Annotated in this window: 14 protein-coding genes; 9 read left to right on the forward strand and 5 right to left on the reverse strand. The window is 56.8% G+C overall.

What is annotated here, in order from left to right:
* Positions 1-2: 2 nt before the first annotated feature.
* From ACQGQ5_RS03675 to hypE, 7 genes are read left to right on the forward strand one after another with little or no spacing between them, the layout of a single operon-like run.
* Positions 3-1082 (forward strand): hydrogenase large subunit, encoded by a 1080-nt coding sequence (locus ACQGQ5_RS03675; protein ID WP_455735241.1) that lies wholly within the window; start codon positions 3-5, stop codon positions 1080-1082.
* A gap of 7 nt (positions 1083-1089) precedes the next feature.
* Positions 1090-1452 (forward strand): 4Fe-4S binding protein, encoded by a 363-nt coding sequence (locus tag ACQGQ5_RS03680; RefSeq protein ID WP_455735242.1) that lies wholly within the window; start codon positions 1090-1092, stop codon positions 1450-1452.
* Between the two features lie 31 nt (positions 1453-1483).
* Positions 1484-1825 (forward strand): hydrogenase maturation nickel metallochaperone HypA/HybF, encoded by a 342-nt coding sequence (locus tag ACQGQ5_RS03685; RefSeq protein ID WP_455735243.1) that lies wholly within the window; start codon positions 1484-1486, stop codon positions 1823-1825.
* Positions 1822-4083 (forward strand): carbamoyltransferase HypF, encoded by a 2262-nt coding sequence (gene hypF, locus ACQGQ5_RS03690; protein ID WP_455735244.1) that lies wholly within the window; start codon positions 1822-1824, stop codon positions 4081-4083. Before ACQGQ5_RS03685 ends, hypF begins: the two co-directional genes overlap by 4 nt.
* Positions 4084-4121: 38 nt before the next feature.
* Positions 4122-4334 (forward strand): HypC/HybG/HupF family hydrogenase formation chaperone, encoded by a 213-nt coding sequence (locus tag ACQGQ5_RS03695; protein ID WP_038322697.1) that lies wholly within the window; start codon positions 4122-4124, stop codon positions 4332-4334.
* On the forward strand, positions 4331-5368 hold the full coding sequence (gene hypD / locus ACQGQ5_RS03700; protein WP_455735245.1) for a hydrogenase formation protein HypD: 1038 nt from the start codon (positions 4331-4333) through the stop codon (positions 5366-5368). The genes ACQGQ5_RS03695 and hypD overlap by 4 nt, the downstream gene beginning before the upstream one ends.
* Positions 5368-6354, forward strand: coding sequence for a hydrogenase expression/formation protein HypE (gene hypE, locus ACQGQ5_RS03705; protein ID WP_455735246.1), 987 nt, complete (start codon positions 5368-5370; stop codon positions 6352-6354). Before hypD ends, hypE begins: the two co-directional genes overlap by 1 nt.
* A gap of 69 nt (positions 6355-6423) precedes the next feature.
* On the opposite strand, the gene ACQGQ5_RS03710 is transcribed toward hypE, so the two are convergent.
* A complete protein-coding gene (locus tag ACQGQ5_RS03710) occupies positions 6424-8214 on the reverse strand; it encodes an ABC-F family ATP-binding cassette domain-containing protein (RefSeq protein WP_455735247.1) in 1791 nt (596 codons plus the stop codon).
* Between the two features lie 412 nt (positions 8215-8626).
* Here ACQGQ5_RS03710 and ACQGQ5_RS03715 point away from each other — a divergent pair, with 412 nt between their 5' ends.
* Positions 8627-9814 (forward strand): AI-2E family transporter, encoded by a 1188-nt coding sequence (locus ACQGQ5_RS03715; protein ID WP_455735248.1) that lies wholly within the window; start codon positions 8627-8629, stop codon positions 9812-9814.
* A 9-nt stretch (positions 9815-9823) separates the two neighbouring features.
* Here ACQGQ5_RS03715 and ACQGQ5_RS03720 read toward each other — a convergent pair whose 3' ends face one another.
* Genes ACQGQ5_RS03720 through ACQGQ5_RS03735 form a run of 4 tightly spaced genes read right to left on the reverse strand, consistent with a single transcriptional unit; the run spans position 9824 to position 14110 of the window.
* On the reverse strand, positions 9824-10051 hold the full coding sequence (locus tag ACQGQ5_RS03720; protein WP_455735249.1) for a hypothetical protein: 228 nt from the start codon (positions 10049-10051) through the stop codon (positions 9824-9826).
* Complete coding sequence (locus tag ACQGQ5_RS03725; protein WP_455735250.1) at positions 10048-11220, reverse strand: GerAB/ArcD/ProY family transporter; 1173 nt, start codon at positions 11218-11220, stop codon at positions 10048-10050. The genes ACQGQ5_RS03720 and ACQGQ5_RS03725 overlap by 4 nt, the downstream gene beginning before the upstream one ends.
* Positions 11217-12467, reverse strand: coding sequence for a Ger(x)C family spore germination protein (locus tag ACQGQ5_RS03730; protein WP_455735251.1), 1251 nt, complete (start codon positions 12465-12467; stop codon positions 11217-11219). The genes ACQGQ5_RS03725 and ACQGQ5_RS03730 overlap by 4 nt, the downstream gene beginning before the upstream one ends.
* Entirely contained in the window at positions 12464-14110 is a 1647-nt protein-coding gene (locus ACQGQ5_RS03735; RefSeq protein ID WP_455735252.1) for a spore germination protein, read from the reverse strand. Before ACQGQ5_RS03735 ends, ACQGQ5_RS03730 begins: the two co-directional genes overlap by 4 nt.
* A gap of 448 nt (positions 14111-14558) precedes the next feature.
* Between ACQGQ5_RS03735 and ACQGQ5_RS03740 the strand changes: the two genes are divergently transcribed.
* On the forward strand, positions 14559-16721 hold the full coding sequence (locus ACQGQ5_RS03740; RefSeq protein WP_455735253.1) for an SPFH domain-containing protein: 2163 nt from the start codon (positions 14559-14561) through the stop codon (positions 16719-16721).
* The last annotated feature ends 27 nt before the right edge of the window (positions 16722-16748 follow it).

Genomic DNA, 16748 nt, shown 5'->3' on the forward strand with positions numbered 1-16748 from the left:
AGATGTCCAAACGCAGCATTGTACCGTTCGGTCCTCAGCATCCGGTCCTTCCGGAACCGATTCATCTCGATTTGGTGCTGGAAGACGAAAAGGTGGTAGAGGCGATCCCTTCCATCGGCTTTGTACACAGAGGCCTTGAAAAGCTGGTGGAGAAAAAAGACTTTAACGAATATGTTTACGTCGCGGAGCGAATCTGCGGAATCTGCAGCTTTATGCACGGAATGGGTTACTGTGCAGCGGTGGAAAACATTATGGATGTGGAAATTCCGCCCCGCGCCAAATACCTGCGCACCATCTGGTGCGAGATGTCGCGGATTCACAGCCATCTTTTATGGCTCGGCCTGCTGGCCGACGCGTTCGGCTTTGAAAGCCTGTTCATGGAAACGTGGAGAATGCGCGAAAAGGTGCTGGATATGTTTGAATATTCCACCGGCGGCCGCGTGATTTTCTCCGTCAATAAGATCGGCGGCCAGCGCAAGGATATGGACAACGACATGATCCGGGAGTTCCTCGCCGTTTTCGCCGACATGGAACGCGATCTGAAGGAGCTTGTCAAAACCTTCCTGAATAATTCCGCGGTCAACAGCCGCCTGCGGGACGTCGGTTTCCTGACCAAGCAGCAGGCGTTCGACCTCGGCGCCGCGGGACCGTTTATGCGCTCCAGCGGCATCAGCCGCGACACCCGCAAGCTCGGCTACGCCGCGTACTCCTTCCTCGATTTCGAGCCGATCACGAGCGACGTGGGCGACTGCTACGCGCGGACCGACGTGCGTATCCGGGAAATCTTCCAGTCCATCGACCTCATCCGCCAGGCGGCGGCAAAAATACCGGACGGCGAGGTGTCCGTCCCGGTCAAGGGCTTCCCGCAGGGGGAATATTTCATGCGGGTGGAGCAGCCGCGCGGCGAAGCGATTTACTATGTGAAGGCAAACGGAACAAAGTTTTTGGACCGGATGCGGGTGCGCACCCCCACGTTTGCCAATCTGCCGGCAATGCTGGAAACCATGAAGGGCTGTCAGCTTGCCGACGTTCCCATTTTAATATTGACGATCGATCCCTGCATCAGCTGTACCGAAAGGTGATGAAACAATGAATTTACTGACTTTTGCAAAAATCGAACTGCATAATTTATTCTCAAAGCCGGCCACCCGGCCTTACCCGGAGCAGCCGCGGGAATATCCCCAGCGCACGAGGGGCCATATTGAAAACGACGTGGACGCCTGTGTTTTCTGCGGACTTTGTTCCAAAAAATGCCCGACCGACGCCATTCAGGTGAACCGGGCGGAAAAAAGCTGGTCTATTCAGCGCTTCAGCTGCATCCAGTGCGGCTGCTGTGTGGAAAGCTGCCCCAAGAAATGCCTTTCCATGCGTCAGAGCTATACCGAGCCCGCTCAGTACAAAACCGTCGATACCGTTTGCCAGACCCCCGCGGAAAATCAGAACGCGTCTTAGAGACCATTAAGAACAAAAAGGAGCCGTTATCATGCACGATTATCATAAAGCCGCCGATTTTCTGAAGGAAGCCTCCGAAAAAGCGGAAGCGGCGGGAAAAAAGAAGGTCACAGCCGTCAACATTGCAGTAGGGGAAGATTCCGGGTACTCGGGAGAAAGCATCCAGATGTACTTCGAGGATTTATCCCAGGGCACCGTCTGCGAAGGCGCGCGGATGAACGTCCGTTCCGTCAAATCGAAGCTGCGCTGCCCCAAATGCAACGAACTGTTCGAGCGCAGGCGCTTTGATTTTTCCTGCCCCACGTGCGGCACTCAGGGAGAGCCGAGCGAAGTGGGCAGAGAAGTAAAGATAGAGAGCATTGAAATGGAATGAATGTTTTCATCACTGTTTCCGGCATCGTACAGGGTGTGGGATACCGTCCCTTTGTAGCCGGGCTGGCGCAAAGGCTGGATATTTCCGGCAGCGTGCGCAACAGCGGCGGGATCGTTGAGATCGCCGCCTGTGGGGAAAAACAGCGGGTGGAGGAATTTTTGCATTCCCTTCACACCGAAGCTCCGGACGGCGCGCTGGTGACGGAAATCCGGACGGCGCCGATGCCGGAGCAGCACTTTGACGGCTTTTCCATTCTGAAAAGCGGCTGGGCCGCGCAAAACGAAGCGGGCACGCCGATGATTCCGCCGGACCTGCCGATGTGCGACGAATGCAGAAAAGAGCTGTATTCGCCCGAAAACCGGCGCCGGGGATATCCGTTTATCAGCTGCGCTTCCTGCGGGCCGAGATTCAGTATCCTGAACGCCCTGCCCTACGACCGCGAAAACACCACCATGAAGGACTTTGCCATGTGCCCCGACTGCGAGCGCGAGTATACCTCCGGGCGCAGGCGCCACGCACAGACGATCTCCTGCCACAGCTGCGGGCCGCAGCTGCGGCTGCTCACCGGCGGAATCACGCTGGAAAAGCAGGAGGCCCTGGAACGGGCGGTTGCCCTCCTGAAGGGCGGGGCTGTTCTCGCCGTAAAAGGCGTGGGCGGATATCAGTTCGTCTGTTCCCCCTGTCTGGAAGACACGGTGGAGCGCCTGCGCCTTTTAAAGGGACGGGAAAAGAAGCCCTTTGCCGTCATGTTTCCCGATCTTAACGGCATCCGCAAAATGTGCGGTGTGAATCAGGAAGAAGAAGCCATGCTGCTGTCCGCTGCCCGCCCCATTGTCCTGCTGAGCAAACCGTCGGGCGGGTTTTGTTCCGGTGTCTGCGGGGAAAGCCGTTTTCTCGGCGCGTTTCTGCCCTGCACCGGCCTGCACCAGCTTCTGACGGACGCCTGCGGCCCCTTGATCGTCACGAGCGGGAATTTCACCTCCGAACCGATGATTTATAAGGACGACGAACTGCTTCGGTCGGACATTCCCTATCTTTCCGGAATCCTGTACAATACCCGCCGGATCGTGACCCCGCTGGACGACTCCGTCGGGCGTGTCGCGTGCTCGGTACCCCAGATTCTCCGCCGCAGCCGGGGGTATGTTCCCCTGCCCGTCCTGCTGGAGCGGCGGGCAGAGCATCCGGTTCTGGCCATGGGCGGGGACCTGAAAAGCTGTTTTTGCCTGCTCAGCGGCGACCGCGCCTATCTGAGCCAGTATTTCGGGGACGTCGAAAATTACAGAGTCTATGAGAATTACAAAATCGGCCTGAAACGCATGGAGCAGCTGCTGCGGATTTCCCCGCGGAGGATTGCGTGCGACCTGCACCCCGGCTATCAGTCCCACGCGCTGGCGCAGAGGATCGCGCGGGACTTCGGTCTGGAAAGCCCCGTCCTCATTCAGCATCACCACGCCCACGCCGCCTCCGTCATGGCGGAGCATCGTCTGGACGGCTGTATCGGCGTGATTTTCGACGGCACCGGCTACGGCACGGACAAAACGGTCTGGGGCGGGGAATTTTTGCTGTGCCGCGGCTCGGATTTTGAGCGCCGGGCGCATCTGAGCCGTGTTCTGCTCTGCGGCGGCGACGCGGCGGCGAAAAACGCCGTGCTGACCTCCGACTGCTACCGATTCGCCGCGGGCGAGGAATCCGGCAGCGAGCGCTTTCCGTTCGTCAGGGCCGCCCTCAGGCATCAGGTCAACACGCAGGAAAGCTCCAGCGCGGGGCGGCTGTTCGACGCGGTCTGCGCCATACTGGGCATCAAAGAAGAGAATTCCTACGAAGGGGAATGCGCCGTCGCGTTGGAAAACGCGGCCGCGGCCGCAGAAGAAGCCGGAGAAGAACCGGTGCCGCTCCATTTTTCCCTCAGCCGGAATCCCGCCGGGGAGCTGGAAGCAGATCAGGCCGATTTTATCCGCCGGCTTCTGCAGGCGGCTGCAAAAGGGGAAGACAGGAACCGTATTGCGCTCGGGTTCCACCGGGCGCTTGCCGAAATGATCCTGACGGTCTGCCGGAGCATCCGGGAAGAAAGCGGCGAAAGCCGCGTGGCCCTGAGCGGGGGCGTTTTCGCTAACCTTCTGCTCCTTCGGGACTGCCACGGCCGGCTGGCCGCGGACGGCTTTCAGGTCTATTTCAATTCCGCCGTGCCGTCCAACGACGGCGGCATCTGTCTGGGGCAGGCGTGGCTCTGCGCGCAGACAGAGAGCATTCGCAGATAAGCCACCGATGATTCGTAAGATTCCAAAAGGAGATTGCCATGTGTGTTGCACTGCCCGGCAGGGTTGTTAAAGTAAACGGTAGAAAAGCGACAGTGGATTTCAGCGGAAACACGCTGGAAGCGGAGGCCGGTCTGGTAAAAATCAAACCGGGCGACAGCGTTCTGGTTCACGCCGGGTGCATCCTGCAGGTGCTGACGGAGCAGGACCGCGACGCGCTGGAGGAGCTTTTGAAGGAAATGGAAGAGCTATGACGGATATCCAATCGTATCTGAAAGCCTACGACGGGCCGCCCCTGCGGCTGATGGAGGTCTGCGGGACCCACACGGCGCAGATTTCCCGCTGCGGCATTACCGGGATGCTCTCCCCCGCCGTCCGGATGATCTCCGGGCCCGGATGCCCCGTCTGCGTCACGGTCACCGCCTATATCGACAGGCTTGTCGCACTTAGCATGGAACCGGAAAACGTGGTCGCCACGTTCGGGGACATGCTGCGCGTACCGGGCGGCAGCCAAAGCCTGAACGACGCGAAAGCCGCGGGCGGCCACGTGCGGATGGTTTATTCCCCGCTGGACACGCTGAAGCTGGCGGCGGACGATCCCGCCCACACCTATATTTTCGCGGCGGTCGGATTTGAAACCACCGCTCCGGTCTACGCCATGCTGCTTGAAGAAGCGGTTTCAAACGGCATCTCCAACGTAAAGATTTTGACTTCCCTGAAAACCATGCCCCCGGTGATCGACTGGATCTGCAAAAACCAGGGCGGCGTGGACGGCTTTCTCGCGCCCGGACACGTCAGCGTCATTACCGGCAGCCGTATTTTTGAACCTTTGTCGGAAAAATACGGCATTCCATTCGCGGTAGCGGGCTTTGAAGGGCCGCAGATTCTGGCGGCGATCTACGCGCTCGTCCGGAAGAACGGAAAAGCCGGGGTCATGAACCTGTACCCCGGCGCGGTAACGAAGGAAGGCAACCGGACCGCGCAGAAAATGGTGGACAAATATTTTACCCCCTGTGACGCTGCATGGCGCGGGATGGGAAGCATTCCGGATTCCGGCCTGCTTCTGCGGGAGGAATACGCCCGCTTCGACGCGGGCAGCGCCGGCCTGAACGACGACCGCGGCGCCAACGCCCGCTGCCGCTGCGCACAGGTGCTGACCGGGGCGGTCTCCCCGAACGAATGTCCGCTGTTCGGCTCCGCCTGTACCCCGCAGACGCCGCAGGGCGCGTGTATGGTGTCGATGGAGGGCAGCTGCTACAATTATTTTACAAATATGAGGAAACGGTAATGAAAATAACCATGGCGCACGGCAGCGGCGGAAAAGCCACCGCCGAACTGATCGAAGACATTTTTGAAAAAAGCTTTCACAATCCCGTTTTGGCTAAAATGGAGGATTCCGCCGTTGTCCCCGGCGCGGAAAAAATCGCCGTGACGACGGACAGCTTCGTGGTAACGCCCCTGTTTTTCCCCGGCGGCGATATCGGCAGGCTGTCCGTCTGCGGGACGGTGAACGACCTTTTGATGAGCGGTGCAAAGCCCCGCTACCTTACCTGCGGGTTTATTTTAGAGGAAGGCGCCGACACGGAGGAGCTCAAAAAAATAGCGGCCTCCATGGCAAAGACCGCCTCGGAAGCCGGAATCAGTATTGTGGCGGGCGACACCAAGGTTGTGGAAGGCAAGGGCGGCGTCTACATCAATACCGCCGGCGTGGGCTTTGTGCCGCCGGACGTTTCGCTCAGCGCGGCCTCCTGCGAAGCGGGCGACGCGATCCTGCTTTCGGGCAATCTGGGCGACCATCACGCCGCCATTCTGAGCGAACGGATGAATATCCGAAACGCCATTCAAAGCGACTGCGCTCCCCTGAACGAAATGGTGAGCGCGCTTCTGGAAAGCGGTGTAAAGGTGAAAGCCATGCGTGACGTGACCCGCGGCGGCCTGGGAACGGTGCTGAATGAATTTGCCGGCGCTTCTTCCTGCTGCATGGAGCTTGAGGAAGCGGCGATTCCCGTTTCCGCACAGGTGCGCGGTTTCTGTGAAATATTGGGACTTGACCCCCTTTATATGGGCAACGAGGGAAAAATGACCGCCGTCGTAGCCGCCGGGGACGCGCAGAAAGCGCTTTCCTGCATAAAAAAAAGCCGGTACGGGGAAAATGCGGCCGTCATCGGAAAGGTCGTTTCCGGCGAGCCCGGCACCGTCCTGCTGCACACCCCCATCGGGGGCACCCGTATTGTCACCGTTCTTTACGGCGAGGGGCTGCCGAGAATCTGTTAAGGACTCATAAAAATATTTTTAAGGGGCTGTTGCAAAATTTTCATTTTGCAACAGCCCCTTTTGTTACGGTCATTCTTCCGCGTTTTGTTCCGCGATCCGGTCGGCCAGCTCATTCAGGTAGACCCAGCGCTCGGTTTTGGCGTCAAGCTCGGCTTCCAGCGCTTCCTTTTCCGCAATCAGTTCGGAAAGTAGGACGTAGTTGCTGGACTGCTGTGCAATTTCCCGTTCCGCGGCGGCGATTTTTTCCTCCAGGGCAGCGATGACCGAATCGATTTCCCCGTATTCCCGCTGCTCCTTAAAGGAAAATTTCAGCTTGGCCGGTTTTTCCCGGTAAGCGGCTTTCGGCTTGCTTTCCTTTGTCTTCGGCGTTTCCTCCGCCCCGGGCTTTCTCTGTTCCAGATAGTCGGAATAGCCGCCGGTATAATCGTGGATTTCCCCGTTTTCAAACGCGAAAAGATGCTCCGCGACCTTGTCCAGGAAATAGCGGTCGTGGGACACGGCGACAACGGCGCCCGAAAAATTCCGGAGATAATCTTCCAGAATGGTCAGCGTCTGGATGTCAAGGTCGTTTGTGGGCTCGTCCAAAAGCAGGACGTTCGGCGCCTGCATCAGAATACCGAGCAGATAGAGCCTGCGGCGTTCCCCTCCCGACAGCCTGCCGATCACCGAATACTGCAGATCGGACGTGAACAGAAACTTTTCCATCAGCTGGGAAGCGGTCAGCATCCCTTCCGGGGTCATGACCTCAGCGGAAATATCCTTAATATAGTCGATTGCGCGCAGACCGGGGTCCATATCCTCACATTCCTGCAAAAAACAGCCGATCCGTACGGTTTCCCCTACGGTAACCGTACCGCTGTCCGGCGCGACCTGTCCGGTAATCATTTTCAGCAGCGTTGATTTTCCGCAGCCGTTTGCGCCGATAATGCCGATACGGTCCCCGCGCAGCAGGTTGTAGGAAAAATTCCGGATGAGCCGCCTGTCGCCGTAGCGCTTTTCAATCCCGTCGATTTCAATGATTTTTCGGCCGAGCCGCGTGCTCACGGAGCTCATCGCCAGCTTTTCCCGCTCCGTCCCGACCTCCTGCGCGCTCAGCTGCGCAAACCGTTCCACCCGGAAGCGCTGCTTTGTGCCGCGCGCCCGCGCGCCGCGCTGAATCCACTCCAGCTCCTTTCGGAGCAGGCTCTGGCGCTTGCGCTCGCTCGCGGCCTCCATGCTTTCCCGCTCCGCTTTCAGCTCCAGATATTTGGTGTAATTGGCCTGATAGCTGTACAGATTCCCGTCCTGCAGCTCTATGATCCGGTTGGTAACGCGGTCAAGGAAATAACGGTCGTGCGTCACCATGAGCAGCGCGCCCGGGTAACGGGCAAGGTAGTTTTCCAGCCAGTCGACCATATCGTTGTCCATATGGTTGGTGGGCTCGTCCAGCACCAGCACCTCCACAGGGGTTACCAGCGCGCTGGCCAGCGATACGCGCTTTTTCTGCCCGCCGGAAAGCCGGCTGACCGGTTCGTCAAAATCCGCAATCCCAAGCCGGGTCAAAATCGCCTTGCATTCATAATCCTTCGATTCCCGCTGCTGCTGCGCAATCCCCTGTTTGACCTGTTCCAGCACCGTAACCCCCTCCGGAAAAACCGGGTTCTGCGGCAGATACCCCACGCGCACGCTTCCGAATCTGGTGACCGCGCCGCTGTCCGGGCTTTCCTGTCCCGCGATGATTTTCAAAAGCGTGCTTTTCCCGGTTCCGTTCACGCCGATCATCCCGATTTTATCCCCTTCCTGAATCCCCAGGGAGACATCCTTCAGCAGTATTTTTTCACTGTAGCTTTTCCTGATTTTTTCCGCAGATAACAACAGCACAATTTTATCCTCTGTTTCCATATCGTCGATATTGAAACGGTATCCGCCCATAGAGCGGGCCGTTCGTTAGATATTTTTTCTATGGATTCCATCATAACACAGAAGCGGCAGGATGAAAACCGCGAAACCGGATTCCGCCAAATTATTTGAGGGATCCCATATATTGTCGGATAAATTGTGCTAAAATAAAAGAAAGTCTTTTGAAAGCAATCATTTTTTATCGGCACGCATTATGGTATAATAGCCACAAAGCAGCGATGATACCGGCTTCGCCAATTTATCATTTATATCCCCCAACGGCGCTGTGCGCCTGTGGGATAAGGATCGCAAGCCAATGACGATACCCGCTTCGCCGCGAAACGGGACAACCTGCCGATGTACCAAAGGCCGACGGATTGGAAAGGGACGGAAAATGGAACTTAATAAAAGCAATATGAAGAAAATCGCCCTGCTCATTGCTTTCAGCATTGCGCTTTACCTGGGGCTGAAAAATTTATACCGGTTTTCGGAGCTCACCGGGATCATTGTGGATACTTTTGAGCCGATCCTGCTCGGCCTTGCAATCACCTTCATCCTCAACGTCCTGATGCGGTATGTAGAAAACCGTCTGCTTGCGCCGATGAACCGCCGCTATACGAAAAACTGGCCGAAAGTGAGGCGCGCGGTCAGCATTCTGATCACCTTTCTGATTGTCATCGGTATTATCGCCCTGATTATGCTGATCCTGATCCCGGAGCTTGTCCGCACGATCACCAGCCTGACCAACAATATTCCGGGCTTTTTCACCGGGCTTCAGAACAGCCTGATCGCAGTCGGAAACAAGTATCCCACGGTCAGGGAATACGTCGGCAATATAAAAATCGACTGGACAAACCTCAGCCAGATGCTGGCCCAGTACGGGCAGAAGCTGGCCAACACGCTGGTGGGCTCCACCGTTACGGTGGCTGCGAACCTGTTCCACGCGGTCATTACCATGGTGCTCGGCCTTGTCTTCGCCATTAATATTCTCGCGCAAAAAGAAAAGCTGGAAGCGCAGACAAAGCGTTTCCTGTACGCTTATTTTCCCCAGAAACCGGCCGACACCATCGTGCGGGTGTGCAGCCTGACCGATCACGCCTTTTCCAATTTTATCGCCGGCCAGTGTACCGAGGCCTGTATTCTCGGTTCGCTCTGCTTTATCGGAATGCAGATTTTCAGCTTTCCCTATGCGCTGCTTGTCTCCGTGATCGTGGCGTTTATGGCGCTGATTCCGATTTTCGGCGCGTTTTTAAGCACCTGTATCGGCGCGCTGCTGATTTTGGTCGTCAACCCTATTCAGGCGGTCTGGTTCGTCATATTCTTCGTCGTCCTCCAGCAGCTGGAGGGCAACCTGATCTTCCCGCGCGTGGTCGGCTCGAAGGTTGGCCTGCCGGCGCTGTGGGTGCTTGCCGCCGTCACCATCGGCGGCAACACGTTCGGTCTGGTCGGGATGCTGGTCAACATCCCTCTCTGCGCCGTGATGTACACGCTCCTGCGGGAAAACATCAACAAGCGTCTGGAGGAGAAAAAGCGGAAATGCCAGCCGCCGAAGGAGGAAGAAGAGATCCGTACGCTTCCGTAGCGGGACGGTTCACGACATTTTGAAGCTCAGATGCAGGACGTCCTGATAAAACGCCTGGATCGCTTTGATCGGGCTTGGCACCTTGACATCGAAAGCCATAAGCGTTCCCAGCACGAACACCAGCAGAAAAACGACCGAATAGACGGCAAGGTCGCGCCACCGTTTGTTTTTGATCATATCGGGCAGGTCGAGCAGGGCGATCCCGATAAAAGCGATGATCACCAGCAACAGATTCACGCCTTCACCTCCCGCGCTTTGCCAGTTTTCTTCAGGCAGACTACCAGCAGGGATACGGCCGGAAGCAGAAACTCAAAGGTCAAAGAGAAAAAGGGAGCTGCCGTTGCGCCCCAGTTCATATTTTCCATCACGGACTCGAAAACAAAAAGCGAATAGAAAAACACGAATGCCACGGAGATCAGCATAAGCGGCGGGGCGCTGCGCTGCCCCCGCGGCTGTTCCTTTTCACGGGCTTGTCCCCCGTGATCAGGATTGGTCTGAGGCCGGCTTTTCCCGCTCAGCAGCTGGGTGAACCCCAGCACAAAAGCATACAGCAGAATGCTTACCTTGAACAGAAACAGAATCACAAGGACCACCGCGTAGATGCTCTCCATTCTGGTCAGGATGCCCGCAAGGCTTACATAACGCATCGATTCAAAGGACGGCAGGGATACGATCGCGACAAGCGGACCCAACGTGATAATATCGCGCATGACGACAAGCGCCATGGACACGGCCGACAAAGCCAGTCCCAGCAGAAGGGGCTTTCCGGCTTTCCTGCCCTCTCCCAGCATGGGGGTGATCATTGTAAAGGCCAAAATCTCTCCCATTGGAACCGCCGCCACAGAAACCGTCCCCTGGACGAATTCCGGGAATTTCAGTTGAAAAAACGGCCTCAGAAAATCCGGCTGCACGTCCTTTATCAGCAGAATGGAGTTGGCGGCCAGCGCTCCTATGGCAATGATCGTAAAAAAGACGGACAAGTGCATCAGATTCTCGATTCCTTTATGGAGTGTATAAGCGCACCCGGCCAGAAAAATGATTACAACCGCCGCGATCGGGGTTTCCGGCATCATATAGCCCGCCACGAAGTTTCCCAGGTCGCGGGTATTGAGCGCAGCCAGCGACACAAAAAAGAACAGGTACAAAGCGGACAGGATTTTCCCAAAAACCGGGCCGAATACGATATCGTCGATCTCGATCAGGTTCTTTCCGGGAAATTTCTGCAGCAGGCCGATATAGACAGCCAGAATCGGGAGGGCGAGCAAAAAACCGGTGATGGCCATCGCCCAGGAGTCCTGCCGGGTCACGCTGATGATGAAACCGGAACGCAGCACGGTACCCTGCATAAAGCAGAATACCGAAAACGTCAGGTCTTTCGGGGATATGCTTCCCTTTTCCACTCTCATTGCGCACCTCCCGGAATCACCGGCTTTACCAAGCCGCCTTCAGAACTCAGCTCGGCGTTTATCTGAATATCCATGCCGAGCTTCGGGAATTCCTGTTCCCAGTTTCCCTTCATCTTTTCCCAATCCTCCGGATATTCCCGGCGGATTGCCTCGCCAAATCCCAACACATCCGCAGAAAGTGCTCGCGCCTGCGCGAGCGCGCTCCCGACATCCGAGCGGACAGCGTCCCGCATCCGCCCTTTCAGCATGGCAATATTCTCTGGGCGGGACATGTTTTCAGTGGTCTCATTGCCTTCGACAGCCCCCTCCACGTCAATGGTAAGCTTCATACGGATCGTTCCGTCCTCCCCTTTCACAGGCTTTAAGTCGCTGTTCGAATGGAGGATTTCCAAAGTGACCTGTCCCCACGGTGTATTTACGGTCTTCTCTCCGCTTTGAGCCTTGTTCGTCACCCACAGGACCCCGCTTGTCTGTTCCTTATTCAGCTCACCGATCATTTTTTTCTTTTTGAAGACCGCGGTGCCCTCAAGCTTTGCGCATTTCTTCCCTTCGGATTCGTACAATTCCACCATCGGGGCCACAGGAGCGGCAGAATCGCTCAGGGTCGCAATCGCAAAATCGCGCAGGGTTACAGTCACTGTTTCCGAATTGGATTTCTGATTTCCCATCAGCTTGGAAATATGAAGAGCAGGAATTTTCTCCAGTTCGACATTTTCGTCCAATATCTCCGACGCTTTTCCCTTTGAGATCAGGATATTGATATTCATGCGCGTCTCATAATCGCGCATGAATACGTCCAGCCCCTCCGCGATATCCTTTTTTGCCAGATCACTGCTGAAAATAAGCACCTCATTATGCGCAAAATACAGCCTTCGGTTCTGCATGCGCGTTAACTCCCGGACAGCGGCAAGCACGCTGTTGTCCGTATAACTGACGTTTACATAGGCTTTTCCCCCGGCCCCGCCCCCCCCCTTCGCGGATGTTCCGGAGCCGATCTCCGACGCCTTGACCACCTGCGCGGTCAGCGTCAATGTGTCCGGCCGGTCGCCTACGTCCAGGCCGGTGCCGAGCACAATGGCCAGAGTGTTGAGCTCCCGTTGGCTCCAGCAGGAGCAAAGGCAGCAAGCAAGCAGGATACAGATCAAAAATACGCCGGCTCGGCGCGCCTCCTTTTGCCATTTCCGGGAAAAAGACGCGGAGAAAGTCCGGAAAACCTTCCCGCCGGCTGCAACAGCCCTTTTTTTCATGGATTTCCCCCCTGTTTGTCCCCGCCGCCGACGGACGGGTCATTCGGGGAAGGAATACTCTGCCGCTTCACGTCCTGCGGTTTGATCTCTTTCGGGCGGGTCCGCATGGTCCAAAGCGGGGCGCGCACCACGGTATCCTTGAGATCGGCTGTCTGGAACGGCGCTATGGGCGCCAGATAACGGGAGCCAAAGGATCTCAGCGAGGCAAGATGCATGAGTATGATCAAAGCGCCTATGGTAATCCCAAAGCTTCCCATGGTGGCCGCCATGATGACCAGGAACCATCTCAAAAGCGACACGGCGTCGGTGACAAAGGGGATCGCAAAGCTCGACACAGCGGTAATGGCGACGACGATGACGACCGGAGCGCCCACGATCCCGGCCTGCACGGCCGCTTCCCCCATCACCAGAGCGCCCACGATGCTGATGGTCTGCCCGACCGGCCGCGGCATACGGGTACCGGCTTCCCGGAGGATTTCAAAAATAATCATCATGATGCCAACTTCCACTACCGCGGGAAAAGGCACCCCCTCGGCGGATGCCGCTATCGTAAACAGCAAAGTGGTCGGGATCAGTTCCTGATGAAAGGTAGTGAGCGCTATATACAGGGCCGGCGCGAACAGACTGATAAAAAACGCCATCAGGCGCAGTATGCGCATCATGGTCGCGTAATAGCTGCGCGTAATGTAGTCCTCCGCATTCTGGAAGTTCTCTACAAACAGCATCGGTACCGTCATCACAAACGGGGAACCGTCCACGGCGACGGCGACCCGGCCTTCCAGCAGCTTGCCGGCGACCGCGTCCGGTTTTTCACTGCACCAGATGGTCGGAAAAGCCGTGTACGGCGAATCCTCGATGTACTGTTCCAGATAACCCGTAGCGAGCACCTCATCGGTATCGATTTTCCTGAGCCGGCGCTCGACCTCGCAAACCAGCTCCGGGTCTGTGATTCCATCCATATAGAGGATGTTCACCTGCGTGTGCGTACGCTTCCCGATGACGGCGGCATGGATTTTGAGCGCCGGGTCTTTGATCTTCCGCCGGATCATGGTCGTGTTCGTCCGCAGATTTTCGGTAAACCCCTCCCGGGGCCCGCGGATAGCGGTCTCGCTGATCGGTTCGGAGACGGCTCTTTTCTCCCATCCCTTTGCGCCTATGTCAAGGGCCTTGCAGGAACCTTCGGTCATAAGCACGGCGTCGCCCGACAGACAGGCCTCCGTCGCCTTGTTATAGGTATCGACCGTTTTTACTTCCCCGACGGTCAGCAGCCGGTCCCGGATTTCATCCATACCCGACAGGTCCGACGTTTCCTCCCTGCGGGAAAGCCAGTTCTGACGCATAAGCGGCTCTATGATATCGTCGTTGATGGTGGAGGGATTTACCATTCCGTCCAGAAAAATCAGGGCGGCCTTTTTTCCCCCGTCTTTCTCTTTTCCGAAGGAAAATTCACGGATGATAAGGTCGGAGCTCTCCCCAAACCTGGCTTTAATAGCATCGAGATTATCTTTGAGCTCCGGGGACAGGAACTGCGCGCTCACCTTTCCGCCCTGTTTCTCCTCTCCGCTCCGGTTATTCCCGTCCGTTTCTTTGCTTTGTTCATTCTGCTGCTTAAGCAGCCGGACCAATTTTGTAAGAAAACGCATTTTCGTCGACCTCTTCATTCCGCTTGACGGCTTACGCCCTTGATTTTGAGCCAGAGGAAACTTCCTGAACCGGACCGGGCGCCCTTCCGTTCCGCCGGCACGTCTTTCTCTGAAGCTGTAAAAAAGGTTGCCAGCCCTCATTCTTTCGATAAGGGATTTTTCTTAGAATTTACATATTATGTAAATTTATACAGATTTAAATCCAAAAAACGGCTCCAAAGCACTGAGGCGGGCGGAAATCCCCCCTAAAATCTGGTATCCTCCGTTACCGTCCATTCTATTGAAATCCGTGTCATTGTAGAATATAATGAAGCATAGATTTCATACTGTGCTGCTGACGGTCGAAATACGGAAGCGATTCCGTTTTTCCCCGGCTTTTTGGCACGGCGTCCGCACCCCGGGGAGCGGGCGGTTCACAATCCGTGAAACACGTAAAGGAGAAATGGAAATGGGCTTTATTCTGATTCCGCTGTATGTTCTGATTGCCGCCGCGGCGCTCTATCTTTTGATTTTTAAAATTCTGGGCCTGCGGATTATCGGTTCCAACGAGGTCGCCGTGATTGAAAAATGGTGGAGCAGGAAAGGCTCTTTGAAGGATTCCATCATTGCCCTGCACGGCGAGGCCGGCTATGCGCCCGACCTTCTGCGCGGCGGTATGCACTTCAAATCCGCCCTGATGTATAAAATCCACAAATACCCCCTCATTACGGTTCCGCAGGGCCAGATCGCCTATCTGTTCGCGCGGGACGGCCTGCCGCTTTCCCCGACGCAGACGCTGGGAAAAGTAGTGGCGCAGGCCAACAATTTTCAGGACGTGCGCGGCTTTCTGCAAAACGGCGGCCAGCGCGGCCCGCAGCGCGGGATTCTGAGAGAAGGTACATACGCCATCAATCTGGCGCAGTTCATTGTGATTACTCCGAGCGATATTAAGGCGATCGGCAATTCCCGCAGCGAACGCGCGGAGATCGCCAGCATGCAGCAGACGCTGCTGGAACGCGATGCGTTCCGCCCGGTGGTCATCATGGCCAACGCCAGCGACACCAGCGATATCGTGGGGATCGTCACCGTGCACGACGGCATGCCGCTGGAGCAGGGCGAAATCATTGCGCCGAGCGTGGGCGAAGGCCACTCAAGCTTTCAGGACCCGGAACGGTTCCTGGAACTGGGCGGCCGCCGCGGCAAGCAGCTCCAGGTGCTGACGGACGGCACCTATTACATCAACCGCCTGTTCGCTACGGTGGAGTTCCGCCCGAAAACGGTGGTCCCCATCGGGTTTGTCGGGGTCGTGGTCTCCTTCTTCGGAAAGGAAGGCGTCGACACGACGGGCGAGGACTACAGGCACGGCGAGCTGGTGGAGGTAGGCTGCAAGGGCGTGCTGGAGAAACCGCTGATGCCCGGAAAGTACGCGTTTAATACCGACGCCGGACGCGTGGTGCTGGTGCCGACCACCAACATCATTCTGAAATGGAACAAATCAGAGGTCGGCGACCATAAATACGACGAGAACCTGACCGAGGTCGATATCATCACCAAGGATGCGTTTGAGCCTTCGCTCCCGCTTTCCGTCGTCATGCATATCGACTACAAGCAGGCGCCGTGGGTCATTCAGCGTTTCGGCGACATCAACATGCTGGTCAACCAGTCCCTTGACCCGCTCGTAAGCGCGTACTTTAAGGACGTGGCGCAGACAAAGACGCTGATCGAGCTGATTCAGGAGCGCAGCGCCATCCGTGAACGCGCCGTAACCGAAATGCGCGACAAATTCCAGAAGTACAACCTGCAGCTGGAGGAAGTGCTCATCGGTACGCCGAGGTCCTCCCATGCGGATGTGCAGATTGAAAACATTCTGACGCAGCTGCGTGAACGCCAGATTGCGGAGGAGAAGAAAATCACCTATCAAAAGCAGCAGGCAGCCGCGGAAAGCGAAAAATCCCTGCGGGAGGCCCAGGCGGTCGCCGAGCAGCAGAACTTCCTGACCAAGTCGAAAATCCAGATCGAGATTGAAGGAAACAACGGCGCCGCCATGGCGAGCAGAGCGGAGCAGGAAGCCAACCAGATCATCGCGCTGGCAAAAGCCAACGCGTCGAAAGTACGGCTGGAAGGCGAAGCCGAGGCTTCCAAAGAGTCCAACGTCGGCCTTGCCAAGGCCCAGGCCATTGACGCACAGGTGCGGGCTTACGGCGGCGCGGAGTACCGGGTCATTCAGGAAATCGCCGACAAGCTGACCGACGCGATCAAAAATTCCAAAGTGGATATTGTCCCGAAAACAGTCGTCAACATGGGCGGAAACGACGGGCAGCCGTCGGGCGGCGGCAACGGCGGCGGAAGCGGCACGGTCATGGACACCCTGCTGAAGTTTTTGACGCTTGACAAGCTGGGCGTGTCGCTCCAGCATATCTCCGAGCCGTCCACCACGGCGCAGGCTATTCAGGCGGCGGCGGAAGCGGCTAAAGCCGGGCAGACGGCCCCTTCCGCGGAACAGTCGGTCCCGACGGCGGACGGCGGACAGCCGAGTCAGCCCGTACAGCCCGTACAGCCTGCACCGCAGGAAACCGCAAAACCGACCGCACAGGAGAAAAAACAATCGTTTCTTCCGAAAGAGAAAATTTAAGGATTTTCACCCCTGATAGAATAACCG

The sequence above is a fragment of the Caproiciproducens sp. genome (assembly GCF_053840905.1).